At 69.0% G+C, this 25,526-nt stretch carries 24 protein-coding genes and 2 pseudogenes; 3 read left to right on the plus strand and 23 right to left on the minus strand.

Going from position 1 to position 25,526, the window contains the following annotated elements; genetic code table 11:
• Positions 1-120: 120 nt before the first annotated feature.
• The 11 genes and pseudogenes from nusB to ACZZY9_RS01640 all read right to left on the minus strand — a co-directional run bounded on the left by nusB (position 121) and on the right by ACZZY9_RS01640 (position 11,396).
• Complete coding sequence (gene nusB / locus ACZZY9_RS01590; protein ID WP_192060312.1) at positions 121-531, minus strand: transcription antitermination factor NusB; 411 nt, start codon at positions 529-531, stop codon at positions 121-123.
• A gap of 18 nt (positions 532-549) precedes the next feature.
• On the minus strand, positions 550-1,110 hold the full coding sequence (gene efp, locus ACZZY9_RS01595) for an elongation factor P (protein WP_055797347.1): 561 nt from the start codon (positions 1,108-1,110) through the stop codon (positions 550-552).
• A gap of 103 nt (positions 1,111-1,213) precedes the next feature.
• A complete protein-coding gene (aroB, locus tag ACZZY9_RS01600; protein WP_463462731.1) occupies positions 1,214-2,308 on the minus strand; it encodes a 3-dehydroquinate synthase in 1,095 nt (364 codons plus the stop codon).
• Positions 2,305-2,817 carry a shikimate kinase gene (locus tag ACZZY9_RS01605; RefSeq protein WP_463462732.1) on the minus strand — a complete coding sequence of 171 codons (513 nt, stop codon included), beginning with the start codon at positions 2,815-2,817 and terminating at the stop codon, positions 2,305-2,307. The genes aroB and ACZZY9_RS01605 overlap by 4 nt, the downstream gene beginning before the upstream one ends.
• Positions 2,814-4,035, minus strand: a pseudogene (gene aroC, locus ACZZY9_RS01610) (chorismate synthase). The gene ACZZY9_RS01605 and the pseudogene aroC overlap by 4 nt, the downstream one beginning before the upstream one ends.
• Before the next feature lie 73 nt (positions 4,036-4,108).
• Positions 4,109-5,539, minus strand: a complete 1,431-nt coding sequence (gene mltG, locus ACZZY9_RS01615) for an endolytic transglycosylase MltG (RefSeq protein WP_463462733.1) — start codon at positions 5,537-5,539, stop codon at positions 4,109-4,111.
• Positions 5,540-5,542: 3 nt separating this feature from the next.
• The gene (ruvX, locus tag ACZZY9_RS01620; protein WP_463462734.1) at positions 5,543-6,052 is read right to left on the minus strand and encodes a Holliday junction resolvase RuvX; all 510 of its coding nucleotides are present in this window, start codon (positions 6,050-6,052) and stop codon (positions 5,543-5,545) included.
• 9 nt (positions 6,053-6,061) lie between these two features.
• Positions 6,062-8,732 (minus strand): annotated as a pseudogene (gene alaS / locus ACZZY9_RS01625) (alanine--tRNA ligase).
• Positions 8,733-8,797: 65 nt separating this feature from the next.
• Entirely contained in the window at positions 8,798-8,986 is a 189-nt protein-coding gene (locus ACZZY9_RS01630; protein WP_192060306.1) for a hypothetical protein, read from the minus strand.
• 141 nt (positions 8,987-9,127) lie between these two features.
• On the minus strand, positions 9,128-9,757 hold the full coding sequence (gene rpsD, locus ACZZY9_RS01635) for a 30S ribosomal protein S4 (protein WP_192060305.1): 630 nt from the start codon (positions 9,755-9,757) through the stop codon (positions 9,128-9,130).
• 235 nt (positions 9,758-9,992) lie between these two features.
• Positions 9,993-11,396, minus strand: coding sequence for a replication-associated recombination protein A (locus ACZZY9_RS01640; RefSeq protein ID WP_463462735.1), 1,404 nt, complete (start codon positions 11,394-11,396; stop codon positions 9,993-9,995).
• Between the two features lie 91 nt (positions 11,397-11,487).
• Between ACZZY9_RS01640 and ACZZY9_RS01645 the strand changes: the two genes are divergently transcribed.
• The 3 genes from ACZZY9_RS01645 to ACZZY9_RS01655 all read left to right on the plus strand — a co-directional run bounded on the left by ACZZY9_RS01645 (position 11,488) and on the right by ACZZY9_RS01655 (position 14,247).
• Positions 11,488-12,276, plus strand: coding sequence for a peptidylprolyl isomerase (locus ACZZY9_RS01645; RefSeq protein ID WP_463462736.1), 789 nt, complete (start codon positions 11,488-11,490; stop codon positions 12,274-12,276).
• A 90-nt stretch (positions 12,277-12,366) separates the two neighbouring features.
• Positions 12,367-13,599, plus strand: coding sequence for a DUF349 domain-containing protein (locus ACZZY9_RS01650; protein WP_463462737.1), 1,233 nt, complete (start codon positions 12,367-12,369; stop codon positions 13,597-13,599).
• Between the two features lie 93 nt (positions 13,600-13,692).
• A complete protein-coding gene (locus ACZZY9_RS01655) occupies positions 13,693-14,247 on the plus strand; it encodes a type IV toxin-antitoxin system AbiEi family antitoxin (RefSeq protein WP_243213365.1) in 555 nt (184 codons plus the stop codon).
• A gap of 4 nt (positions 14,248-14,251) precedes the next feature.
• Here ACZZY9_RS01655 and ACZZY9_RS01660 read toward each other — a convergent pair whose 3' ends face one another.
• The 12 genes from ACZZY9_RS01660 to ACZZY9_RS01715 all read right to left on the minus strand — a co-directional run bounded on the left by ACZZY9_RS01660 (position 14,252) and on the right by ACZZY9_RS01715 (position 25,526).
• Positions 14,252-16,540 (minus strand): RelA/SpoT family protein, encoded by a 2,289-nt coding sequence (locus tag ACZZY9_RS01660; RefSeq protein ID WP_371740722.1) that lies wholly within the window; start codon positions 16,538-16,540, stop codon positions 14,252-14,254.
• Positions 16,541-16,630: 90 nt separating this feature from the next.
• On the minus strand, positions 16,631-16,978 hold the full coding sequence (locus tag ACZZY9_RS01665; protein ID WP_192060300.1) for a rhodanese-like domain-containing protein: 348 nt from the start codon (positions 16,976-16,978) through the stop codon (positions 16,631-16,633).
• Positions 16,975-17,970 carry a protein translocase subunit SecF gene (gene secF / locus ACZZY9_RS01670; RefSeq protein ID WP_463462738.1) on the minus strand — a complete coding sequence of 332 codons (996 nt, stop codon included), beginning with the start codon at positions 17,968-17,970 and terminating at the stop codon, positions 16,975-16,977. The genes ACZZY9_RS01665 and secF overlap by 4 nt, the downstream gene beginning before the upstream one ends.
• Positions 17,970-19,745: a protein translocase subunit SecD gene (gene secD, locus ACZZY9_RS01675; protein WP_463462739.1), complete on the minus strand. Its 1,776-nt coding sequence runs from the start codon at positions 19,743-19,745 to the stop codon at positions 17,970-17,972. Before secD ends, secF begins: the two co-directional genes overlap by 1 nt.
• A 90-nt stretch (positions 19,746-19,835) precedes the next feature.
• Complete coding sequence (gene yajC / locus ACZZY9_RS01680; RefSeq protein ID WP_463462740.1) at positions 19,836-20,264, minus strand: preprotein translocase subunit YajC; 429 nt, start codon at positions 20,262-20,264, stop codon at positions 19,836-19,838.
• 79 nt (positions 20,265-20,343) lie between these two features.
• Positions 20,344-21,369: a Holliday junction branch migration DNA helicase RuvB gene (ruvB, locus tag ACZZY9_RS01685; protein ID WP_463462741.1), complete on the minus strand. Its 1,026-nt coding sequence runs from the start codon at positions 21,367-21,369 to the stop codon at positions 20,344-20,346.
• Entirely contained in the window at positions 21,366-21,980 is a 615-nt protein-coding gene (gene ruvA / locus ACZZY9_RS01690) for a Holliday junction branch migration protein RuvA (RefSeq protein ID WP_463462742.1), read from the minus strand. Before ruvA ends, ruvB begins: the two co-directional genes overlap by 4 nt.
• Positions 21,977-22,576, minus strand: coding sequence for a crossover junction endodeoxyribonuclease RuvC (ruvC, locus tag ACZZY9_RS01695; protein ID WP_463462743.1), 600 nt, complete (start codon positions 22,574-22,576; stop codon positions 21,977-21,979). Before ruvC ends, ruvA begins: the two co-directional genes overlap by 4 nt.
• 9 nt (positions 22,577-22,585) lie before the next feature.
• A complete protein-coding gene (locus tag ACZZY9_RS01700; protein WP_463462744.1) occupies positions 22,586-23,353 on the minus strand; it encodes a YebC/PmpR family DNA-binding transcriptional regulator in 768 nt (255 codons plus the stop codon).
• 37 nt (positions 23,354-23,390) lie between these two features.
• The gene (gene pdxT / locus ACZZY9_RS01705; RefSeq protein WP_463462745.1) at positions 23,391-24,017 is read right to left on the minus strand and encodes a pyridoxal 5'-phosphate synthase glutaminase subunit PdxT; all 627 of its coding nucleotides are present in this window, start codon (positions 24,015-24,017) and stop codon (positions 23,391-23,393) included.
• Positions 24,007-24,921: a pyridoxal 5'-phosphate synthase lyase subunit PdxS gene (pdxS, locus tag ACZZY9_RS01710; RefSeq protein ID WP_192060292.1), complete on the minus strand. Its 915-nt coding sequence runs from the start codon at positions 24,919-24,921 to the stop codon at positions 24,007-24,009. Before pdxS ends, pdxT begins: the two co-directional genes overlap by 11 nt.
• A 23-nt stretch (positions 24,922-24,944) precedes the next feature.
• Entirely contained in the window at positions 24,945-25,526 is a 582-nt protein-coding gene (locus ACZZY9_RS01715; RefSeq protein WP_463462746.1) for an HIT family protein, read from the minus strand.

The raw sequence follows: 25,526 nt of genomic DNA on the forward strand, positions 1-25,526 counted from the left end.
GACCCCCTTCCCCGCCTCTCTGGACGGAACTTAAAGGATGTCGGATGTCGGGATTCGTGGAGCTGCGGAGAGGCCCGGCGATCGGTGCGGTCGCCCCGCGGCCCCTCAATCGGGATCAGCCTAGCTGCTGGCGGCGATGCGGCCGAGCAGGCCGTTGACGAACACGGCGGAGTCGTCGGTGCTGAGCGACTGGGCCAGCTCGACGGCCTCGCTGATGGCGACATGGTCGGGGATCTCGTCGTTGTGACCGAGCTCCCAGATGCCGATGCGGAGGATGGCACGGTCGAGCGTGGGCATCCGGTTGAGGGACCAGCCCTGCGAGTACGTCTCGATGAGCTCGTCGATCTCGGAGCGGTGGTCGATGACCCCCTGGACGATCTCGCGGGCGTAACCCCAGCTCGAGCTGCGCTCGGGTTGACCCATGGCCCGGGTGGTCTCCATGACGAGGGCGTCCGTCATGCTGATCTCGCGGATGTCGGCGACGTACAGGACGTCGAGGGCGCGCTTGCGCGCCTTGGTGCGGGCACTCACTGCTGTGGACGACCCGGACTAGCTGACGCGGCCGAGGTAGCTGCCGTCGCGGGTGTCGACCTTGACCTTCGTGCCGTTCTCGAGGAACAGCGGGACCTGGATCTCGTAGCCGGTCTCGACCGTCGCCGACTTGGTGCCGCCCGTGGAGCGGTCGCCCTGCAGACCCGGCTCGGTGTACGTGACCTCGAGGATGACGGAGGCGGGCAGCTCGATGTAGAGCGGCGTGCCGTCGTGGAGGGCCATCTGCACGTTCTGGTTCTCGAGCATGAAGTTCTTCGCGTCGCCGACGACCGTCGCGGGCACGTTGATCTGGTCGTAGTCGCTGGTGTCCATGAACACGTAGCCGTCCGCCTCGGCGTAGAGGTAGGTGAACTCACGACGGTCGACGTTGGCGAAGTCGATCTTCGTGCCGGCGTTGAAGGTCTTGTCGACGACCTTGCCCGACATGACGTTCTTCATCTTCGTGCGGACGAACGCGCCACCCTTGCCCGGCTTGACGTGCTGGAACTCGATCACGTTCCAGAGCTGGCCGTCGAGGTTGAGGACGGCACCGTTCTTGATGTCGTTTGTAGTCGCCATGCGCGCGGGGTCCGTTCGGAGTCGGTGGGTGTCGGCCGGATGAGGCCATCGACGAGTGTAGCGGACCCGTCGAGCGCCGACTCGGAGCGGAACCCCGCCCGGGTCAGGACCCGATCTCCTGATAGGCCGCGAAGAGGAGGCTCTGATCGGGGCCCTGGATGACCGTCGGCTTGCCGATCCCGTCGAGGACGATGAATCGGAGCATGCCCGCACGGGCCTTCTTGTCGCGCTGCATCGTCGCGAGGAGGGTGTTCCAGCGACCCAGCGGGTAGCTCACGGGCAGGGTCAGGGACTCGAGGATGCGGCGGTGACGGTCGACGGCGTCGTCGGACAGTCGGCCGGTCAGTCGGGCGAGCTCGGCGGCGAAGACCATGCCGACCGAGACGGCGGCGCCGTGACGCCACTGGTAGCGCTCGGCGTGCTCGACCGCGTGCCCCAGGGTGTGACCGTAGTTCAGGATCTCGCGGAGACCCTGCTCGGTCAGGTCTTCTCCGACGACTCGCGCCTTGAGGGCGATCGACAGCTCGACCACCCGCCGGAACTCCGGCGTCGTCGGGTCGGTCGCGCGGTCGACGTCGGCCTCGATGATGTCGAGGATCTCGGGTTCGGCGAGGAACCCCGCCTTCACGATCTCGGCGAAACCGGCCAGGATCTCGTTCTTCGACAGGGTGTCGAGCATGTCGAGGTCCGCGAGGACCGCGATCGGCGGGTGGAACGCGCCGACGAGGTTCTTGCCCTCCGCCGTGTTGATGCCCGTCTTGCCGCCGACGCTCGCGTCGACCATCCCCAGCACGCTCGTCGGCACCTGGACGAGAGCGACGCCACGCAGCCAGGTCGCGGCGACGAAGCCGGCGAGATCGGTGATCGCGCCGCCGCCGAGCCCGAGGACGACGTCCGTCCGGGTGAAGTCCGCCTGACCGAGCACCTGCCAGCAGAAGGCGGCCACCTCGACGCGCTTCGCGTCTTCAGCATCGGGCACCTCGGCGATGAGGGCCTCGTAGCCCGCCTCGACCAGGGTCTCGCGGACCTCGTTGGCCTTCCGACCGAGGGTCGGCGCGTGCACGATGAGCACCTTCTTCGCCTGCGGCGGGAGGAGCCCGGGCAGACCGGCCACGAGGCCCCGCCCGACGAGGACGTCGTACGGCGCGTCGCCGCCGACCCGGATGGTGGTGGTCGTGGTGGGCTGCGGATCGGTCACGGGTTTCCTCTTTCGGGGTCGAGCCAGGTCACGATGTCGTCGACGACCCTCGAGACCGGGCGGTGGGACGTGTCGACGACCACGGACGCGAGGTCGCGGTACAGGGGGTCGCGCTCGGCCGCGATGAGCCGCCAGGCGTCCATGCCCCCTCGGCTGAGCAGCGGACGGTGGCTGCCCGACAGGCGGGACTCGACGGCGGACTCGCTCACCGAGAGCATCACGACCGGGAGATCCGCCAGGGAGGCGCGGGTCGACATGTCGAGGACGGCTCCCCCGCCGAGCGACACGACCCCGTCGGACGCCAGCAGCTCGGAGACGACCTCGCGCTCCTTCGCTCGGAAGGCGGACTCGCCCTCGGCCTCGAAGATGTCGGCGATGGCGCCGTGACGCTGCACGATGACCCGGTCGCTGTCGGCGAACCCGGCGCCGAGACGGCGGGCCAGCTTCTTGCCGATGCTCGTCTTGCCCGCACCCATCGGGCCGATCAGCACGACAGGACGGCGCCTCACAGGCCGGCGGACTCGGGCTGCTCGGGGGCGGACCCGGTGCGGAGGTTCTCGGGGATGGCGTCGAGGTAGCCCCGGAGGTTGCGGGAGGTCTCGCCCAGCGAGTCGCCGCCGAACTTCTCGAGCACCGAGTTGGCGAGCACGAGCGCGACCATCGACTCGGCGACCACGCCTGCCGCGGGGACCGCGCAGACGTCGGAGCGCTGGTGGTGCGCCTTGGACTCCTCGCCGCTCGTCACGTCGATCGTGGCGAGGGCACGCGGCACGGTCGCGATGGGCTTCATGCCGGCGCGGACCCGGAGGACCGTGCCCGTGCTCATCCCGCCCTCGGTGCCGCCGGCGCGGTCGGTGTCTCGCGAGATGACCCCGCCGGAGCGGTGCAGCTCGTCGTGCGCGACCGACCCGCGCCTCCTGGTGGTCTCGAAGCCGTCGCCCACCTCGACGCCCTTGATGGCCTGAATGCCCATGAGCGCCGCAGCGAGCTGGGAGTCGAGACGGCGGTCCCAGTGGACGTGCGAGCCGAGACCCGGAGGGACGCCGTAGGCGAGCACCTCGACGACGCCGCCGAGGGTGTCGCCGTCGCGCTTGGCGGACTCGACCTCGTCGACCATGGCCGCGCTCGTCGCCTCGTCGAAGCAGCGCAACGGGTCGTCGTCGAGACGGTCGAGGTCGGACGGCAGCGGGAGCGGTGAGCCGTCGGGCACGCGGACCGGCCCGATCGAGAGGGTGTGGCTCGACGAGCTCGATGCCGAGCTCGGACAGGAACGACCGGGCGACGGCGCCGAGGGCCACTCGCGCGGCCGTCTCGCGGGCGCTGGCGCGCTCGAGGATCGGTCGGGCCTCGTCGAAGTCGTACTTCTGCATGCCGACGAGGTCGGCGTGGCCCGGACGCGGCCGCGTCAGGGGCGCGCTGCGTCCGCGCGACGCGTCACCTATCTCGACCGGCTCGGGGTTCATCACCTCGACCCACTTGGGCCACTCGGTGTTGCCGACACGCAGAGCCACCGGGCCGCCCATCGTGAGGCCGTGACGGACGCCGCCGGAGATGTGCAGCTCGTCCTGTTCGAACTTCATGCGCGAGCCGCGGCCGTAGCCGAGACGTCGACGGGCCAGATCGGCCTTGATCGCGCTCGACGAGACGGGCACCCCCGCGGGGAGGCCCTCGAGGACGGCGATGAGCTCGGGGCCGTGAGATTCCCCTGCGGTCAACCAACGAAGCATGGGAGCAATCCTCCCACAGCACGAGAGCGCCCCCGGTCCGTCGACCGGGGGCGCTCCGAGACGCGTCGTGCCGCTACTGGTACTCGGGGTGCTCGCGCATCCAGGCCTGCCACTGCGCGACGGCCACCTCGTGCTCGGCGAACGTGGTCGAGAACGTCGTCTCGCCCGAGTCGAGGTTCACCGTGACGAAGTAGCGCCAGGGGCCGTCGGCGGGCTTGACCGCCGCATCGAGGGCCAGATCGCCGGGGTTCGAGATCGGACCGACCGGCAGCCCCTCGTGCACGTAGGTGTTGTAGAGGTTCGAGGCGTCGCCGCGCTCCTCGTCGGTGGTGGTGACGAGATGCGTGTTGCCGGTGCCGTAGGCGACCGTCGCGTCGGACTGCAGCAGCATGCCGTCGTCGAGGCGGTTGAGGAACACCCGCGAGACCTTGGGGTAGTCGGCGGCGAGCCCGGCCTCCCGCTGAACGATGGAGGCGAGCGTGATGACGCGCTGGTAATCGGCGGGCTGGACGCCCAGAGCCGTCAACCGGGCCACCTGGGTGTCGACCATCAGCTGGAGGTATCCGTGGGCGTCGAGCGCGGGATCCAGATCGTAGGTCGCCGGGAACAGATACCCCTCGAGCGAGGTCACTCCGGCGGGCAGGCCGAACGACGCCACGTCGCCGGCCGCCGCCGTCACCTGGTCGAGCGAGATCCCGGTCGCCTCCGACAGCAGACTGTAGATGTCCACCGCCGCGGTGCCCTCGGGGATCACCAGTCGGTTGACGATCCGGTTGGCGTCGTCCTGGAGGGCGTCGATGGCGGCCTGGGCGCTCATCTCCTTCTGCAGCGAGTAGGTGCCGGGTTGGAAGGTCACCGTCGTGTCGGCCAGCAGGATCGAGTAGGCGGCCTCGTAGCTCTTCGTGACCCCGCTGTCGGCGAGGGAGGCGGCGATGTCCGAGCCGACCTGGCCGTCCACGATCGCGAAGTCGACCTCCTCGCCGTTGCCGGCGCCCGTGTAGTCGGCGGGCGCGTCGTCGCCGGTGATGCGCGCGACGATCGGGGAGATGGCGTTCCATGCCGCGAAGACACCTGCCGTGCCGCCGGCGAGGACGATGACGAGGATCGAGACGAGGATGATCGTGCCGCGATGCCGACCGCGCTCTCGCGGCTCGGAGCCGCGACGATCGCGGGGCGTGCGCTCGCGTGGCGTGCGATCGCGACGCGACTGCTCGGCGGGACGGCGTGGCTCGGACGCCTGCGCCGACTCGACCGGCTCATCGGCTGCAGCGGACCCGGCGGCATCGCCCGCGAGTGACGCCTCGCCGACGGAGGCCTGACGCTCCTGCTCGCGCTGCGCACGCCGCGAGCCCGGAGCCGGCGGGGAGCTGGGTGTCGCCGGCCGATCGTGGTCGTCACCGGATGGGGAGCCGTCGGTCGGCCGCTCGGCCCCGTCTCGTCGGGGGGGATCGGCGGGAGTGGGCTGCGACGTGAAGATGTCGTCCCATCGGGGGTCGTCGGCCACGAGTCAACGTCCTTCGTCGGTGTCGGGTTCGGTCCCGGCGCCCTCATCGGAGCCGGGGGCGTCGACGAGCTGACCGGGCGGTCTCCCGCTCGATCGCTCGAGATCGAGCGCATGCTGGACGATGATAACAGCGGCGACTTGATCGATCACGGATCGTTGTGTCCGCCCCTTGCGCCCGGAGGAGCGAAGTGCACTCTGTGCACTGACGGTCGAGAGGCGCTCGTCGACGAGACGGACCGGAAGATCGGACGCTGCGGCGAGGGCTCCGGCGAAGAGCCGAGCATCGGCGGTCGACGCTGTGTCGCGCCCGGCGAGCGACAACGGCAGCCCGACCACGATCTCCACCGCGTCGAGGTCCGTCGCGTGCCGCATGATCGCCTCGACGTCCGCCGTACCTGAGGAGGCGCGGGGCACCGTCTCGACGGGCGTCGCGATCATCCCGTGCGGATCCGTCCGAGCGACGCCGATGCGGGCCTTGCCCACATCGACGCCGAGTCGGACTCCGTGACGCACGTCGGCCGCTCAGCCGCGGAGCGCGTCGACGATGCCAGCCAGCGCCCGAGGGATCGCCGACACGTCGGAGCCGCCCCCCTGGGCGAGATCGTCCTTGCCGCCGCCGCCCCCGCCGAGGACGGTCGCGGCGCCCTTGGCGAGCGCACCCGCCTTGGCCCCCGATCGGCGAGCCGACTCGCTGGTGGCGACGATGACCGCGGGCTTGCCCGCCACATCGGCGGCGAGAGCCACGACGGAGCTGGACTGCGACCCGAGACGCTCTCGGACCGACGTCACGAGAGAGCGCAGCTCGTCGGTCGACCGGAGCGAGCCGACGGAGTCGGCCACGACAGTGAAGTCGCCGACGTCGGTCGCGGACTCCGCCAGGGCCGGGATCTTCGTCGCCAGCTGAGCGCGCTCGAACTCGGCGATGCGCTTCTCGGCCGACTTGAGGCTGGAGACCAGGTCGCCGACACGGTCGGCGAGCTGCTCTCGCGGCGCCCGGAGCGAGGAGGTGAGCTGGGACACGATGGCCCGCTCGGCGGCGAATTCACGGAAGGCGTCGAGACCGACCAGGGACTCCACCCGGCGGTTCGTGGAGCCGACGGAGGTCTCGCTGACGAGGTTGATCAGACCCACCTGGGCGCTGGTGGCGACGTGGGTCCCGGCGCAGAGCTGCACGCGACCACGGACCGCCGATGTCGACCATGCGGACCGTCTCGCCGTACTTCTCGCCGAACAGCGCCATCGCTCCGAGCGATCGGGCCTCGTCGAGCGGGAGCTCGCGGGTGACGACCTGCAGATCGTCGCGGATGGCGCCGTTCGCCACCTCCTCGATCTCGCTGCGCGTCGCAGGGCTCAGGGCCTGGTTCCAGTTGAAGTCGAGGCGCATGTAACCGGCCTTGTTGTACGAACCGGCCTGGTGCGCCTCCGGTCCGAGGACCTCGCGGAGCGCCGCATGGATGAGGTGCGTGGCCGAGTGGGCCTGGGTGGCTCCTCGCCGGTAGACCGGGTCGACGACGCTGGTGGCCGCGTCGCCCACGCCGACCTCCCCCGAGCGGACCTGCACGCGGTGGCTGATCAGACCCTTGACCGGCTTCTGGACGTCGAGCACCTCGAGGTCGAAGCCCGCACCCACGATCGTGCCGGCGTCGGCGTCCTGCCCACCGGACTCGGCGTAGAGGGAGGTCTCGGCGAGGATGACCTCGGCGATGTCGCCTGCGACGGCCCGGTCGACGGAGGCGCCGTCGACGATGAGGCCGAGCACGCGCGTCGGCGTGTCGAGCACGTCGTAGCCCGTGAAGACGGTCTCGCCACCGGCGCGGAAGGCGCTGTAGACGCTGAGGTCGGCCAGAGCCACCTTGCGGGATTTCGCGTCCGCCTTGGCGCGTGCCCGCTGCTCCGACATGAGCGAGTCGAAGGCCGCACGGTCGACCGTCAAGCCGTTCTCCTCGGCGATCTCGAGGGTCAGATCGATCGGGAACCCGAACGTGTCGTGCAGCAGGAACGCCGTGTCACCGGCGAGGCGCGGGGTCTTCTCGGAGCTGGCGGCGCGGGTGTCGACGACCGCGTCGTCGAGGATCGCCGTACCGGCGGCGAGGGTGCGGAGGAAGGTCTCCTCTTCAGCGTAGGCGAGGCGCGAGATTCGGCCGAAGTCGGTCTCCACCTCGGGGTAGGCCGACTTCATCGCGTCACGGGACTCAGGGAACAGCTGAGGGAAGGTCGCGTCTTCGACGCCCAGGAGCCGCATCGAGCGGACGGTGCGACGCAGGAGGCGGCGGAGGATGTAACCCCGGCCCTCGTTCGACGGTCGGACGCCGTCGGACATCAGCATCAACGAGCTGCGGACGTGGTCGGCGATGACCCTCATGCGGACGTCGTCTTCATGGACGGCGCCGTAGCGACGTCCCGACAGCTCGGCGGCCTTGTCGAGCACGGGGCGGACCTGATCGATCTCGTACATGTTGTCGACGCCCTGCTTGAGGAACGCCACCCGTTCGAGACCCATGCCGGTGTCGATGTTCTTGTTCGGCAGTTCGCGCACGATGTCGAAGTCGACCTTCGAGCGGACGTTCTCGATCTGGTACTGCATGAACACGAGGTTCCAGATCTCGACGTAGCGGTCGTCGTCGGTGGCGGGCCCGCCGTCGGCGCCGTAGGCGGGGCCGCGGTCGAAGAAGATCTCCGAGCAGGGGCCCGCCGGCCCGGGCTGACCCGTGTGCCAGTAGTTCGTGTCCTTGCCGAGGCGCTGGATCTTCTCGTCGGGCAGACCCGCGATCTTCTTCCAGAGAGCGATGGCCTCGTCGTCCTCCTCGTACACGGTGACCCACAGGTCGGCCGGGTCGAACGCCAGCCCCCCGTCGGCCTCGCTGGAGGTGAGGAGCTCCCAGGCGTAGCCGATGGCGTCTTCCTTGAAGTAGTCGCCGAACGAGAAGTTGCCGTTCATCTGGAAGAACGTGCCGTGACGCGGGGTCTTGCCGACCTCTTCGATGTCGTTGGTGCGGATGCACTTCTGCACGCTCGTGGCCCGGGGGTATGGCGTCGGCACGAGACCCGTCAGATATGGGATGAAGGGGACCATGCCCGCCACCGTGAACAGCAGGCTCGGGTCGTCGCTGACGAGGGAGGCGGAGGGGACGACGGTGTGGCCCCGGTCTCCGAAGTAGTCGAGCCAACGGCGGCGGATCTCGGCGGTCTGCATGGTTCTCCGGTGTGGGGTGATCGGTGTGGCGGGGGCGTCGAGGAGGCGCGGGTCGAGTGGGTGGATCAGCTCTCGCCGTCGGAGCGCAGCTCGGCGTCGCGGGCGCGGTAGCCGTCGACGAGAGCGGCGCGGAAGTTCGTGAGGCTGCCGTCGAGCTCACCGAACAGTCGGCTGCCGCGGGGCGTCTTGTTGTACAGATGCGCCAAGGTGAAACCGGCGACGACGCCGATGGTCAGCAGGAACAGGCTCTTCACGGGGACTCCTCACGACGGTCGTGCGGACGACGCACGGGACGACACATCAGCTTACCCGTCGCGCAGGAGGAGGCCGCCGACGACGAAGGGAGCGCGCCACGGTTCGTGGCGCGCTCCCTCAGGGTGCTGTCGTGACGGGTGTCAGCGGGCGGCGTAGTACTCGACGACCAGCTGGACCTCGCAGGTCACGGGGACCTCGACGCGCTTCGGGCGACGCACGAGGCGGGCCTGCAGCTTGTCGATCTCGACCTCGAGGTAACCCGGGACCTTGGGCAGGACGTCGACGTGACCGCCGGCGGCTGCGACCTGGAAGGGCTCCATCTTCTCGCTCTTCGGCGCGACGTGGATCATCTGACCCGGCTTGACGCGGAACGAGGGGCGGTCGACGAGCTTGCCGTCGACGAGGATGTGACGGTGCACGACCATCTGGCGAGCCTGAGCCGTGGTGCGGGCGAAGCCCGAACGCACGATGAGCGCGTCGAGACGCGTCTCGAGCAGCTCGACCAGGTTCTCACCGGTCAGACCGGCGGACTTGCGGGCCTCGTTGAAGACGATCTTCAGCTGCGCCTCGCGGATGCCGTACTGGGCACGCAGACGCTGCTTCTCACGCAGACGGACGGCGTAGTCGCTGTCGGTCTTGCGCTTGGTGCGGCCGTGCTCACCGGGAGCGTAAGGACGCTTCTCGAGGTAGCGGGCGGCCTTCGGGGTCAGTGCGATGCCGAGGGCACGCGACAGACGGGTCTTGCTACGGGTACGTGACTTGGTCGACACGGTTCTTCTCTCTGATCGTGTGAAAGCTGACGGCCGAGGATGCTCGGGCGCAGAAGCGCCGTTCTGACCAGGACCTCGTGAGAGGACACCGGGTCAGGTCGAGTACTCGACGAAACACGAGGGATGGTGCCACGGGAACCGATCGGCTAAAGACCAGGACCCTTGATCGAATGTCGTCACTGCAGCCGTGCGTGACAGACCGATACCAGGCAGCGATCAGCTTAACACGGGCGGGTCACTCTCCGCGAATGATGCGGCGCAGTTTCTCGAGGCGTGTCGTGACGGCGTTCTCGTTGCCGTGACCGGTCGGATCGTAGTAGACGGTGCCGACCAGCTCGTCGGGGAGGTACTGCTGTTTGACGACACCGAGTTCGGAGTCGTGCGAGTACCGGTACCCCTTGCCGTGCCCGAGTCGTCTGGCCCCCGGGTAGTGAGCGTCTCGGAGGTGCTTGGGCACACGCCCCGCCCGGCCGGCCCGTACGTCGGCTATGGCGGCGTCCAGGGCGCTGTACGACCTGTTCGACTTGGGCGCGGTGGCCAGGTAGACGACGGCCTCGGCCATCGGGATGCGGCCCTCGGGCATGCCGATCATCTGCACCGCCGTCGCCGCCGACACCGCCACGGTCAGCGCGTTCGGGTCGGCCATCCCGATGTCCTCACCCGCGGAGACGATGATGCGTCGGCAGATGAAGCGCGGATCCTCGCCGGCCTCGATCATGCGGGCCAGGTAATGCAGTGCGGCGTCCACGTCGGAGCCGCGGATCGACTTGATGAAGGCGCTGATCACGTCGTAGTGCTCGTCGCCGTTGCGGTCGTAGCGCAGCAGCGCACGGTCGACGGACTGGGCGACGGTGTCCGCGGTGATCACCGGTCGGGTGTCGTCGGGGTCGTCGTCGTAGTCCGCGTCGGGATCGAAGTCGGCCCCCGGGTCCGCACCGGCGGCCTCGGACGCGCCGGGAGCCTCGAGACTCGAGGCGGCCGCCGACTGGGCGGAGGCTTCGAGGGCCGTCAGCGCTCGTCGTGCGTCACCCGATGCGAGCCGGACGATCGTCGCGAGAGCCTCGTCGTCGAGGATGACGGTGTCCGCCAGCCCGCGAGGGTCGTGCACGGCGCGTCGCACGAGATCGCCGAGGTCGTCGTCGCTCAGCTGCTCGAGGGTGAGGAGCAGCGATCGCGACAGCAGCGGTGTGATGACCGAGAACGAGGGGTTCTCCGTGGTCGCGGCGATGAGGATCACCCAGCCGTTCTCGACGCCGGGGAGGAGGGCGTCCTGCTGGGCCTTGGTGAACCGATGGATCTCGTCGAGGAACAGAACGGTCGTCGTGCCGTACAGGTCGCGGTTGGTGAGGGCCTTCTCCATCACCTGGCGGACGTCCTTCACGCCGGCCGTCACCGCGGAGAGTTCGATGAACTGCCGACCGGAGGTGTGCGCGATGGCCTGGGCGAGAGTCGTCTTGCCCGTGCCGGGCGGCCCCCACAGGATGACCGAGACGGCGCCCTGCTCTCCGGTCGCATCGGAGGCCAGCGTCACGAGGGGCGAGCCCGGCCGGAGCAGATGCCGTTGACCGGCGACCTCGTCGAGGCTGGTGGGACGCATGCGGACCGCGAGTGGGGTCGAGCTCTGCGGGAGCGGGCTCATGGGCACTCATGCTAGACCGGGCCGCCGACAGCGACGCCCGGCACGGCTCCGATACAGTGCGGGGCGACCATCGACACGGCATGGAGGACACGTGGCAGCGAACAAGGACGACCGCGAGAACCGCGAGAGGCTCCGGCGCTACACGGCTCGGAAGAGCATCCACGCCGGGCAGGTCGCACGCCGCCGTCGGGACGACGTCCGCGCCTCCCTCATCGCCCTCGTCGTCGTCTCCGCCGCCGTCGTCTCGCAGGTCCTCTACACGACCTCGGGGCCCGGCGCCGTCGACGACCCGCCCGCCGCCACGGCGACTCCGACGCCGACCGCCACGTCGACCGGGGACGTACCCAGCTCGGACATCGCGGAGGATCGCGTCTGGACCGGCGATCTCGTGCTCAACGACGACGTCCCGCTGGCGATCAGTCTCGACGGCGCACGCGCCCCGCAGGCGACGTCGGTGCTGATCGACCTCATCCAGCAGGGCTTCTACGACGGCACCGCGTGTCACCGCCTGAGCGACGCCCCGTCAGCGGAGTTCCTCCAGTGCGGCTCGGCGAACGGCGACGGGACGGGCGATGCGGGCTTCACCTTCGGTCCGCTCGAGAACGTCCCCGCCGACGGCGTCTACCCGGCGGGCACCATCGCCATGGCCCGGGGCGAGGACCCGAACTCGCAGTCGACCCAGTTCTTCATCACCTACGGCGAGACCACATTGGACGCCTCGACGGGCGGATACACGGTGGTCGGCTCCGTCACGGACGGTCTCGACGGTCTCGTGTCCTCGATCGCGGCGGACGGCGTCCGACCGGTCACCGAGGGGCAGGAGTCGACGGACGGCTCCCCCGTCGTCGCGACCACGATCACGTCGGCGACCATCGAATAGGCCACGGTCGTCGACGGTGCAATAGGCTGGAGTCCCATCATCGAGACCCGTCCTGGGCTCCGTGACGAGCACATCCAGCAAGGGACAACAGTGGCTACTGACGATCAGGCACCCTGGGGCCGCGTCGACGACGACGGCACCGTCTACGTCCGGGAGGCCGAGGGCGAACGCGCCGTCGGCCAGTACCCCGATGCGACCGCCGCCGAGGCGCTCGCCTACTACGAACGCAAGTACACCGAGTTGAACGGGCAGGTCACCCTGCTCGAGCAGCGGGTGGCCCGCGGCGCCTCGGCGTCCGATGTCGGCAAGACCGTCAAGCAGCTGAAGGCGCTCCTCGTCGAGCCGAGCGCCGTGGGCGACCTCGAGGCGCTGCGGACCCGCGTGACGGCTCTCGACAGCACGGTCGGCGAGCTCACTCAGAAGCAGAGCGCGGAAGCCCAGGAGGCGCTGGCAGAGGCGGTCGCCGTGCGGACCGCCCTGGTCGTCGAGGCCGAGACGCTCGCCGCACAGGACCCCGCCCGGGTGCAGTGGAAGCAGGTCACGGCGACGATCGACGAGATCTTCGCGAGGTGGCAGAAGCACCAGCAGGACGGCCCGCGGATCCCCAAGGGCGAGGGCAACGACCTCTGGAAGCGCTTCCGCACGGCCCGGTCGACCATCGACCAGAACCGCAAGTCCTTCTACGCCGAGCTGGACGCGACGCATCGCGAGGCGCGACAGCGCAAGCAGGCTCTCGTCGAGGCCGCCGACGCACTGGCCGGCAAGGGCGCCGACGGCATCCCCGAGTACCGTCACCTGCTCGACGACTGGAAGCGCGCCGGTCGCGCGGGCAAGAAGTACGACGACGCGCTCTGGGCACGCTTCAAGCGGGCCGGCGATGTGCTGTACGCCGCCAAGGGCGAGGTCGTCGCTCAAGACAACGTCGAGTACGAGGGCAACCTCGCGGCCAAGCTCGCGCTCCTCGACGAGGCCGAGAAGATCCTCGCGGTCACCGACCGCGTCCCCGCCCGAGAGACCCTCACGTCGATTCAGCTCCGCTGGGACGAGATCGGACGGGTTCCGCGCGAGCAGGTCCGTGTCGTCGAAGACCGACTCCGTAAGGTCGAGTCGCATGTCCGGACCCTCGACGAGGAGTTCTGGCAGAAGAACAACCCCGAGCGCAAGGCCCGGTCCGAGGGTCTGGCCAGCCAGCTCCAGGACGCGATCACGAAGCTCGAGGAGGAGCTCGCCACGGCCGAGGCCACTGGCGACTCCCGAAAGGTGAAAGACGCTCGAGAGGCTCTCGACGCTCGCAAGGTCTGGCTCGACGCCCTCGGCTCCTGACCTCCCCTGCACCGCCCGCACCGCCCGGCTATCTCTCCACAAGGAGGGGCCGGGCGGTTCGCCGTGCGGGCGATGGTCGGGCAGGCTGGCAGCATGCCACCATCGCTCCCCCGCCTCCTGACGTCGGCTCAGCTGCCGGAGGCCGAACTGCGCGCTGCCGCCCTGGACGGCGAGTTGTACGCGGTCGGGGACGGCTGGGCCGAGATCACGACCGTCGACACTCCCTGGATCCGCGCCTCCTCGGTCGTCGGGCTGTTCGGACGGCAGGTGATCGCCGCTGGGGAGACCGCCGCATGGATCTGGATGGCTGCGGTGTCCCCACCATGGAGGCACGACGGCATCGTGCCCCCGGATGCTCGGCACCGAGACACGAGCGGACGGGTCTCGATCCGTGAGATGACCATCGATCGGGACGAGATCGCCGAGGTCGCGGGACTGCGCGTCACCGCACCGGCGCGCACGGCACTGGACCTCGCCCGAGCCTCGGTCTGGACTCCGGCCGACGAGAGACGCGTCGGCGACCTCTGCCGGCTGTATGGGGTCACGTCGGTGCAGGTCGCCCGTCTCATCGATCGACGCGGACGGCTCCCCCACCGGCAGCGCGCCGAAGCCCGGCTGCGATCCCTCCTGGATCCGCTCGGGGCCTGATCGGTCAGCCGGCGCTGACCCGGTAAACGTCGTAGACGGCGTCGATGCGGCGCACGGCGTTCAGCACCCGGTCGAGGTGGGTCGTGTCACCCATCTCGAAGACGAACCGACTGAGGGCGAGACGCTCGTCGGATGTCGAGACGCTCGCCGACAGGATGTTCACGTGGTGCTCGCTGAGGACCCTCGTGACGTCGCTGAGGAGGCCACTCCGATCGAGGGCCTCGATCTGGATCTGGACGAGGAACACGCTCTTCGACGACGGTGCCCACTCGACCTCGATCATCCGCTCGGGCTCGTTCATCAGGCTCTGGACGTTGTGGCACGTCGCCTGATGCACGCTCACGCCCTGCCCGCGTGTCACGAAGCCGACGATCTGGTCTCCCGGCACCGGCGTGCAGCATTTGGCGAGCTTGACGAGGATGTCAGGAGCACCCCGGACGAGCACCCCCGAGTCGCTGTTGCGGAGGGGACGGGTGGCGCCCTTGCTCGGGAACTCGAACTCGCCCTCCTCGACCTCGGTCTGCTGCTGGACGGCCGACAGGATCTTCTCGATGACGGACTGGGTCGACAGGTGACCCTCGCCGACGGCCGCGTAGAGACTCGACACGTCGTCGTATCGCAGCAGGGCGGCGACCTCGGCGATGCTGTCCTGGTTCATCAGCTTCTGCAGCGGCAAGTTCTGCTTGCGCATGGCCCGGGCGATGGCGTCCTTGCCCTGCTCGATCGCCTCGTCGCGGCGTTCTTTGGTGAACCACTGCCGGATCTTGTTGCGGGCGCGCGGGCTCTTGACGAACATGAGCCAGTCCTGGCTCGGCCCTGAGTCGGGGTTCTTCGAGGTGAACACCTCGACGACGTCGCCGCTGGACAGTGCGCTCTCGAGGGGGACGAGCCGTCCGTTGACCTTCGCGCCCATCGTGCGGTGACCGACCTCAGTGTGCACGGCGTAGGCGAAGTCGACCGGCGTCGCGCCGGACGGCAGACCGATGACCTTGCCCTGAGGCGTGAAGACGTAGACCTCTTTTGCACCGATCTCGAAGCGGAGGCTGTCGAGGAACTCCCCCGGGTCGGCCGTCTCGGCCTGCCAGTCGGAGATGTGCGCGAGCCAGGCCATGTCGGTGTCGGTCCGGGTGCCGGTGGCGGACTCGTCGCGCCCGCCGTTCATCCGCTGCTTGTACTTCCAGTGGGCGGCGACGCCGAACTCGGCACGCTGATGCATCTCGTGCGTGCGGATCTGGATCTCGACCGGACGTCCCTTGGGTCCGATGACGGTGGTGTGCAGCGACTGGTACAGGTTGAACTTGGGTGTTGCGATGTAGTCCTTGAAACGGCCGGGGATCGGGTTCCATCTGGCGTGGATGGACCCCAGCACCGCGTAGCAATCACGGAGCGAATTGACCAGCACGCGGATGCCGACGAGGTCGTAGATCTCGTCGAACTCGCGGCCTCGCACGATCATCTTCTGATAGATCGAGTAGTACTGCTTCGGACGCCCGACCACGTCGCCGCGGATCTTCGTCGACTTGAGATCGGACTTGACGGCGTTGATGACGTTCTGGACGAACTGCTCACGCTGGGGTGTGCGCTGTTTGACGAGGTTGTCGATCTCGACGTAGAGCTTGGGGTGGAGCACGGCGAACGAGAGGTCCTCCAGCTCCCATTTGATGGTCTGGATGCCGAGACGATGGGCCAGCGGCGCGTAGATCTCGAGCGTCTCGGTGGCCTTGCGCGTCGCGGAGGCGCTCTCGACGAAGCCCCAGGTGCGGGCGTTGTGCAGACGGTCGGCGAGCTTGATGACCAGGACACGGATGTCCTTCGACATCGCGACCACCATCTTGCGGACCGTCTCGGCCTGCGCGCTGTCGCCGTACTTGAGCTTGTCGAGTTTCGTGACGCCGTCGACGAGCATCGTGATCTCATCGCCGAAGTCGTTCTGCAGCATCGCCAGCGTGTAGTCGGTGTCTTCGACGGTGTCGTGCAGCAGGGCGGCCGCGATGGTCTTCGATCCGATGCCGAGGTCGGCGAGGATCTGCGCGACGGCGACCGGGTGGGTGATGTACGGCTCGCCGCTCTTGCGCAGCTGGCCACGGTGGGCCTTCTCGGCCACCGAGTAGGCACGCTCGATGATGACCAGATCGGCCTTGGGGTGATGCATCCGCACCGTCTTGACGAGGCGGTCGACGGCGCCCGCGGGCTGACTGCGCGAGAAGAGACGCGGGAGGAGGGTACGGAGCGACGCCGTGCCTCCGGCGGGCTCGGACGAGGGCGCACTCTGACTGGTGGTGATCTCGGTCACGGACGACCCTCGCTCTCGTGGTCACGGACGCCGATGCGGACGGCCCGCGATGTGCAGGGGGTCCGACAGGGCAACGCTACTCGCTCTGGTTCAGTCGACCGACGCCGGGGCGCCGTTCTCGGAGGTGAGGTCTCCGTCGGCGTCTCGCCAGGCGAGCATCCCGCCCTCGACGTTGACCGCGTCGATGCCGGCACGCCGCAGTGCCGCCGTCGCCCGGAGAGAGCGCATGCCAGCGTGGCAGACCACGAGCACCTGCTGATCGGCGGGGACGTCATCGAGCCGGTCGCCGAGTTCGGAGAGCGGGACGAGCCGTGCCTCGGGGGCGTGCCCGGCGTCCCATTCGGACTGTTCTCGGACGTCGATCAGGGGTGTGCCCGCTCGGGCGCGTTCGATGGCCTCGGCGGCGCTGACCCCGGGGAGGTCGTCGACGGGGCTCACGGTGCTTCCGCCAGGGTCGCGTCGGAGGCTTCGACCTTGCGGGCGTCTCGCTTGGCGATCTCGGGCTCGCGGATCCGCAGGGTGGCGTACAGAGGCGACGCGATGAAGATCGTCGAGTACGTGCCCACCAGGATGCCGATGAACAGGGCCAACGAGATGTCGCGAAGCGTGCCGGCGCCGAGGACGAATGCCCCGATGAAGAGGATCGCCGCGACGGGGAGCAGGGCGACCACCGAGGTGTTGATCGACCGGACGAGCGTCTGGTTGACCGCCAGGTTGATCGACTGACCGAACGTGCGACGCGAACCCTCGCCGTCTTCGGACGTGTTCTCCCGGATCTTGTCGAACACCACGACGGTGTCGTAGAGGGAGTAGCCCAGGATGGTCAGGAAGCCGATGACGGCGGCCGGGGTGACCTCGAAGCCGACGATGCCGTAGATGCCCGCCGTCAGAACGAGGTCGTGCAGCAGGGCGGTCATCGCGGCGAGCGACATCTTCCAGGTGCGGAAGTAGAGCGTCATGCCGATGGCGGCGAGGATCAGGAAGATCACCAGGCCCTTGATGGCCTGCCCCGTGATGTCCGCGCCCCACGACGCGCCGATGAACGACGAGGTCACGCGGTCGTCGGGGACGTCGTACGCCGTAGCCAGCGCCGCGGCGAGGTCGTTGGTCTGCGCCGCCTCGAGCTGGGAGGTCTGGACGCGGATGGTGTCGGTGCCGACCTGCGTCACCCGGGGATTCGAGTTCGGGACGACCTCGTCGACCGTCTCGGCCGCGATGTCCTGATCGAGTTCGGCGGGTTGGGCGATCTGGAACTCGGACCCGCCGGTGAACTCGATGCCGAAGTGGAACCCTCCCCGGAGGAACGGGACGGTGACCGAGATGAGGATCATCACGGCGGCGATCCAGTACCAGGTCTTGCGTCGACCGACGATGTCGAACGATCGCGAGCCGGTGTAGAGGTCGTTACCGAACTTCGAGAAGCTGGCCATCAGGAGTTGGTCCCTTCGTCGCCGGACGCGTTGTCGACCGGACGGGTGTTCTTCTCGGCGGCTTTCCGCTCGGCGATGGTCTGGCGGATGACGGCCTCGCGACCGCCCGCCCTCTTCCGGCCACCGGCCACGACGGGTTCGCGGAACTGCGCCCTGCCCCGGTAGACGGCACCCAGCGCTCTCGGGTTGAGGCCGCTGAACGAGTGCCCCTCGCCGAAGAACCGCGTGCGGGCGATGAGCTGCAGCATGGGATGCGTGAACAGCGACACCACGATCAGGTCGATCACCGTCGTGATGCCGAGAGTCAGGGCGAAGCCCTTGACGTTGCCGACGGCGAGGATGAAGAGGGTGATGGCCGCGAGGAAGTTGACCGTGTCGGAGGCGATGATCGTGCGGATCGCGCGCTTCCAGCCGGATTCGACGGCGCTCTCGAGGATCCGCCCGTCGCGCAGCTCATCTCGGATCCGTTCGAAGTAGACGATGAAGGAGTCTGCCGTGATGCCGATGGCGACGATCAGCCCCGTCACCCCCGCGAGCGACAGGCGGTACCCCTCGCGCCACGACAGGATCGCGATCACGAGGTAGGTGAGCACGGCGGCGATGATCAGTGACAGCACGGTCACGAACGCCAGCGCCCGGTACTGGATCAGCGAGTAGATCACCACGAGGATGAGGCCGATCAGACCGGCGATGAGCCCGCTGACCAGCTGGGTCTGCCCCAGCGTCGCGGTGATCGTCTCGTTGCTCTGCACGGAGAAGCTCAGCGGCAGGGCGCCGAACTTCAGCTGGTCTGCGAGTGCCTTCGAACTGTCTTGCGTGAACTGGCCGGTGATCTGCGCGCGACCGTCGGTGATGGCGGCGTTGGCGGACGGAGCCGTGATGACCTGGTTGTCGAGGGTGACGGCGAACTGGTTCTGCGGGGCCTGAAGGGTGACGAGTCGCGACGTGACGTCGGCGAACTGGTCGGTGCCCTGACCGTCGAACTCGAGGTTGACGGCCCAGGTGTTGGTCGAGTTGCCCTGCGCGTCGGTGGCCAGCCCGTTCGTGGCATCGCTGATGTCGCTGCCCGCCACCTCGACGGGGCCGAGGATGTACTTGGCCGTGCCGTCGGTCGAGCAGGTCACGAGGGGCTCGTCGTCGGGCGCCGTCGCGAGGTCGTTGTCGGCCGCGCAGTTGTAGTTCTCGTAGACGTCCGCGAGCTGGGGTGTGATCCACGCGAGGTCGGACCCGTTGGTCGGCGACGCCGTCGGCGTGCTCTCGAGGTCGGGGTTCGGCGTGTAGGGCGCGGTGGTCGAGCCGGCGCTCGGACTGGCGCTCGCGCCGTCGGCCTCGCCGCCCACCTCGGCGCTGGACGCCGCCCCGGTGAACAGGACCGGACGGAAGGACAGCTTGGCCGAGGCCTCGATGCGCTCGAGAGTCGCGTTGTCGGGTCGACCGGGGATCGAGACGACGATGTTCTGGCTGCCCTGCTTGGTGATCTCCGACTCGGAGACGCCCGCGGAGTCGATGCGCTGACGGATGATCGTCACCGCCTGGTCGAGCTGCTGACTCGAGACCGTCTCGCCGTTCTGCAGCTGGGCGGCCAGCGTGATCTGCGTGCCACCCTGCAGATCGAGCGCCAGTTCGGGGACCCAGCTCGCGCCGTTCCACCAGCCGTCCCGACCGGAGTCGTTCAGCACGGTCGCCGTGCCGTTCAGGGCCGTCAACCCGGCGATGATGACCAGGAGCCAGGTCAGCGAGCGGATGGCTTTCTTCACCGGCGTCGAACGTGCCACGGAGGAACTCAGCTTTCTCATGGGAACGCGCGCCCGGTCGGAGCGCGCGCGTGTCGGGCCCGGTCGTCAGGACACGACCGGGCGGACGGATCAGGCAGTGGGCTTGTCGGAGTCTTTCGACGGGGTCGTGTCGATGCGCGGCTCGTCGGCACGCTCGCCGTATACGGGCGACTCGTCGAGGGAGCCCGTGGAGGTCGAGTCGATCACGGGGCGATCGAGGGCGTCGTCGCCGTCGGTCTCGCTGCTCGTGTCCGCGACGACGGGCTCGACGACGCGGCCCAGGGTCTGACGGTGCACCTTGACGATCGTGCCGGGTGCGACCTCGACCTCGGCGACGTTGGTCTCGTCGTCGATCGAGACGACCGTGCCGTAGAGCCCGAACGTGAGCATGACCTCGACGCCGGGGACCATCTTGCGCTGGAGGTCGGCCTGCTGGTTGTCGCGTTTCTTCTTGTTGCGGAACATGAAGAAGACGAGGACCACCAGGAGGAGGACCATGATGAGGGTTGTGGCGTCCATGCGGAACTGCCTTTCGAAGCTCGTGGGGTGTGGGCGTCGGCGAACCGATCAGCTCTGTGCGCCGACCGACCTGGTGGAATTATAGATCATGGGCGAAGAGGCCCCCTGAGTCGCGGGCGAGGCCGAAGTGCCGCCAGGCCTCCGGCGTCGCGATCCGGCCTCTCGGGGTCCGCGTGACGAGACCCACCCGGACGAGGAACGGCTCAACGACCGACTCGATGGTGTCGGCCTCCTCGCCGACGGAGACCGCCAGGGTGTTGAGCCCGACGGGACCTCCGTCGAAGCGCTTCAGGATCGTCGACAGCACCTCGCGGTCGAGACGGTCGAGACCCAGGTCGTCTACGTCGTACAGAGCCAGAGCCTCGCGCACCGTCGTGAGGTCGGCGGGGCGATCGTGGACGAGTGCGTAGTCGCGGACCCGTCGCAGGAGGCGGTTGGCGATTCGAGGGGTGCCTCGGCACCGGCCGGCGATCTCGGCCAGAGCCCGGGCGTCGACGTCGACGCCGAGCAGCGACGCGGCACGGCGCAGCACCTCGGTGAGCTCGGCCTCGTCGTAGAACTCGAGATGCGCCGTGAACCCGAATCGGTCGCGGAGGGGGTTCGGGAGCATGCCGCTCCGGGTGGTCGCCCCGACGAGGGTGAAGGGCGACAGCTCGAGGGGGATGCTCGTGGCTCCTGCTCCCTTGCCGACCATGATGTCGATCCGGTAGTCCTCCATGGCGAGGTAGAGCATCTCCTCCGCCGAGCGGGCCATGCGATGGATCTCGTCGATGAAGAGCACCTCGCCCGGGACGAGCGCCGAGAGGATGGCGGCGAGGTCTCCGGCGTGCTGGATGGCCGGACCGGACGACATGCGGAGCGGTCGGGAGCTCTCGTGGGCGACGATCATCGCGAGCGTCGTCTTGCCGAGACCGGGCGGGCCGGCCAGGAGGATGTGGTCTGGAGACCGGTTCTGCATCTCGGCCGCCCGGAGGAGCAGCTGCAGTTGTCCTCTGACCTTCGTCTGGCCGACGAACTCGGCGAGCGACGACGGGCGGAGGGCCCCCTCGAAGGCGAGCTCCGTCTCGGACTCGATGGTCGGGCGGGTGACGTCGTCGTCGCTCATGCGCGCGACGCCGAGGACTTCTGCGGACCCAGTCGACCGAGCGCCGCACGCAGCAGCTGCGGCACGGCGAGCCCGGAGTCCTGACCGGTCTCGGCCACGACGGCGTCGATGGCCCCCTGAGCCTCGCGCTCGGCCCAGCCGAGACCGACGAGCGCCACGAGCACGTCGGACGCCGTGGTCGAGGCCGCGGTGACGCTCGGAGCGGATGGCGCCACGTCGAGCTTGCCGGCCAGCGAGAGCACGATGAGCTTCGCGGTCTTGGGGCCGATGCCGGAGACCCGCCGGAACGCTGCGTCGTCCTCGTCGAGGACGGCCTGCGCGATCTGGTTCGGGGTGAGGGTCGCGAGGACGCCCTGGGCGGATTTGGGGCCGACGCCTGTCACGCCGCGCAGGAGGTCGAACACCTCGAGCTCTTCGAGCTCGAGGAATCCGAACAGCGAGAGGTCGTCTTCTCGGACGATCAACGTGGTGAAGAGCCGCGCCGTGTCGCCCGGGTGGACGGTCAGAGCGACCTGAGGGGTGACGCCGACCCGGAGGCCCACTCCCCCGACCTCGACGACGACGGACGCCCCGGAAGAAGACAGGACGGTGCCGCGGACACTCGAGATCATGCGCCCAGCCTAGGAGTACGGAGGGACTTCTCGGCGTCCCGCCACGCCCGTTGCGCAGGGGTGAGCACGCTGCCGCCGGCACGCGCGGTCGTCGTGCCGCCCGCCCCGCCGCCCAAGCCGTCGCGACGCCAGGCGTGGCAGATGGCCAGAGCCAGGGCGTCGGCCGCATCGGCGGGCTTCGGAGCCTCGGACAATCCCAGGAGTCGCGCGACCATCGACCCCACCTGGGCCTTGTCGGCCGACCCGTAGCCCGTCACCGCAGCCTTCACCTCGGACGGGGTGTGGAGCGCGACGGGGATCGAGCGCTCGGCGGCAGCCCGGAGGGCGAGGCCGCTGACCTGCGCGGTGCCCATGACGGTGCGGAGGTTGTTCTGCGCGAAGACGCGCTCGATGGCCATCGCGTCGGGCCGGTGCTCGTCGACGAGTGCCTCGATGCCGCGGCCGATGGTCAGAAGTCGCTGCTCGAGCGGCGAGTCGGCAGCCGATCGGATGACGTGGACCGCCACCAGGGTAGGCCGCCGGGTCGCCGACACCTCGATCACACCCACGCCGCACCGGGTGAGCCCCGGGTCGATGCCGAGCACCCGGAGCGTCACCGGGGGCTGCTACTCGTCGTCGTCGTCGTCGAGCGCCGACTGGACGTCGGCGGGGACATCGTGGTTCGCGTAGACGTTCTGGACGTCGTCGTCGTCATCGAGGGCGTCGATGAGCCGGAAGACCTTGCGTGCCGTCTCGAGGTCGACCTCGATCTTGAGGCCGGGGACGAACTCGATGTCGGCCGAGTCGTAGTCGATGCCGGCCTCTTGCAACGCTGAGCGGGCCGGCACGAGGTCCGAGGCCTCGGTGACGATCTCGAAGCCCTCGCCGCGGTCCGTGACCTCTTCGGCGCCGGCGTCGAGGACCGCCGTCAGCACGTCGTCCTCGGTGAGGTCGCCGTTCTTCATGACCGCGATGACGCCTTTGCGGCTGAAGTTGTAGGCGACGCTGCCCGGGTCGGCCATCGTTCCGCCATTGCGGGACATCACTGTCCGCACGTTCGCCGCCGCACGGTTCTTGTTGTCGGTGAGGCACTCGATCAGGAGGGCGACGCCGTTGGGGCCGTAGCCCTCGTACATGATCGTCTGGTAGTCGACGCTCTCACCGCTGAGACCGGCACCGCGCTTGATCGCCCTGTCGATGTTGTCGTTCGGGACGGAGGTCTTCTTCGCCTTCTGCACGGCGTCGACCAGCGTCGGGTTGCCCGACATGTCGGCCCCGCCCTGCTTGGCTGCGACCTCGATGTTCTTGATGAGCTTGGCGAACGACTTGGCACGGCGGCTGTCGATGACGGCCTTCTTGTGCTTGGTCGTTGCCCACTTGGAATGCCCGGACACGGTGCTCCTTCGACTGCTGGCGGAAATCGGATCGAGTCTACCGCGATGCCCGGGCGCGGGCCTTGTCGAGGAAGTACGCGTGGAACCGGTAGTCGTCGGTCACCTCGGGGTGGAACGAGGTGCCGAGCAGGTTGCCCTGCTCGACGGCGACGACACGGCCGTCGTCGAGGACGCCGATCGCCGTGGCCAGCGGCCCGACCTCGGTGACCACCGGGGCCCGGATGAAGACGGCGTGCACGGGCGGCGTCCCGATGACGGGGACGTCGACATCGGTCTCGAACGAGTCGGTCTGACTGCCGAACGCGTTGCGCCGGACGGCCACGTCGAGACCGCCCAGGCTCTTCTGCCCGGCGATGCCGTCCACGATGCGGTCGGAGAGCATGATGAGCCCGGCGCAGGTGCCGTACACGGGCAGGCCGTCGTCGATCGCGGCACGGAGAGGGCCGGCGAGGTCGAACAGGCGGGTCAGTTTGTCCATCACGCCCGACTCGCCCCCCGGGATCACGAGACCATCGACGGACGCCAGCTCGGATGCCCGGCGAACCGGCACCGCTTCCGCACCGAGTGACGTCAGGACGCCGAGATGCTCACGGAAGTCGCCCTGGAGCGCCAGGACTCCAACGCGAGGTGACCGCCCGCCTGCCCCCGTGCTGTTACCAGCCACGCTCGGCGAGACGGTGGGGCGCAGGCAGGTCGGGCACGTTGATGCCGACCATGGCCTCGCCCAGACCACGCGACGCGTCGGCCACGACCTGCGGGTCGTCGAAGAAGGTCGTCGCCTTGACGATGGCCCGGGCACGCTCGGCCGGGTTGCCGGACTTGAAGATGCCGGAGCCCACGAAGACGCCGTCGGCGCCGAGCTGCATCATCAGCGCGGCGTCGGCGGGCGTCGCGACCCCGCCCGCGGTGAAGAGCACGACCGGCAGCTTGCCCGTCTCCGCGATCTCCTTGACGAGCTCGTAGGGCGCCTGGAGCTCTTTCGCGGCGACGTAGAGCTCGTCGGTCTTGAGGCCCTGCAGCTGCGCGATCTCCTTCGAGATGGTGCGGATGTGCTTGGTGGCCTCGGAGACGTCGCCCGTGCCGGCCTCGCCCTTGGAGCGGATCATCGCCGCACCCTCGGTGATGCGGCGGAGCGCCTCGCCGAGGTTGGTCGCACCGCAGACGAACGGCACCGTGAAGTTCCACTTGTCGATGTGGTTGACGTAGTCGGCGGGGCTCAGCACCTCGGACTCGTCGATGTAGTCGACGCCGAGGGTCTGCAGGATCTGAGCCTCGACGAAGTGTCCGATGCGGGCCTTGGCCATGACGGGGATCGAGACCGCCGCGACGATCTCGTCGATCATGTCTGGGTCGCTCATCCGAGCCACGCCGCCCTGCGAGCGGATGTCGGCGGGGACGCGCTCGAGGGCCATGACGGCGACGGCCCCCGCGTCTTCGGCGATCTTGGCCTGCTCGACGTTGACGACGTCCATGATGACGCCGCCCTTGAGCATCTCGGCGAGACCGCGCTTGACGCGGTCCGAACCGGTTGTGGCGGACGAGGTGGAGGCGGGGGTCGTGTCGCTCATGATGCCTTCCATTCTAGGGCTGTTCAGGACTCGCGGGTCGTCGACGGGTCCGTCGCCCGATCGGTCGCGGGCCAGGCCTCTGCGACCGCGGCGCGGACGTCGCCCAGAAGTCGGGTGACCGCCTTCGTCTCGGCGATGATCGGGAAGAAGTTCGAGTCGCCGCCGTACCGCGGAACGATGTGCTGGTGGAGGTGCTCGGCGATGCCCGCTCCCCCGACCTGGCCCTGGTTCATCCCGATGTTGAACCCTTGGGCACGCGACACGACGGTGAGCACCCGCATCGCGATCTGCGTCAGGGCGGCGATCTCGGCCACCTCCTCGACGGTCGCCAGGTCGTAGGTCGCGATGTGGCGATACGGGCACACCAGGAGGTGCCCCGGGTTGTAGGGGAAGAGGTTGAGCACGACGTACGCGTGCTCACCCCGCGCGACGATGAGCGCGTCGTCGTCGGACTTCGACGGTGCCTCGCAGAACGGGCAGTCGTCGTCGTGCGCGCCCTGCCCCTGCCCGACGTAGACCGCGCGGTGCGGTGTCCACAGACGTTGGAAGGCGTCGGGCACGGCGGCGAAGTCGCCCGAGGCCTCGGTGGCCGCGGGGTCGGACAC

The organism is Frigoribacterium sp. AC394, assembly GCF_979258095.1.

Coding starts and splice junctions, on each gene's coding strand:
- yajC (WP_463462740.1), bottom strand. CDS start 20,264: ATGGACGCCACAACCCTCATCATGGTCCTCCTCCTGGTGGTCCTCGTC.
- pdxS (WP_192060292.1), bottom strand. CDS start 24,921: ATGAGCGACACGACCCCCGCCTCCACCTCGTCCGCCACAACCGGTTCG.
- secF (WP_463462738.1), bottom strand. CDS start 17,970: ATGGCCAGCTTCTCGAAGTTCGGTAACGACCTCTACACCGGCTCGCGA.
- ruvA (WP_463462742.1), bottom strand. CDS start 21,980: ATGATCTCGAGTGTCCGCGGCACCGTCCTGTCTTCTTCCGGGGCGTCC.
- ruvB (WP_463462741.1), bottom strand. CDS start 21,369: ATGAGCGACGACGACGTCACCCGCCCGACCATCGAGTCCGAGACGGAG.
- efp (WP_055797347.1), bottom strand. CDS start 1,110: ATGGCGACTACAAACGACATCAAGAACGGTGCCGTCCTCAACCTCGAC.
- ACZZY9_RS01640 (WP_463462735.1), bottom strand. CDS start 11,396: ATGAGCCCGCTCCCGCAGAGCTCGACCCCACTCGCGGTCCGCATGCGT.
- ACZZY9_RS01655 (WP_243213365.1), top strand. CDS start 13,693: ATGCCACCATCGCTCCCCCGCCTCCTGACGTCGGCTCAGCTGCCGGAG.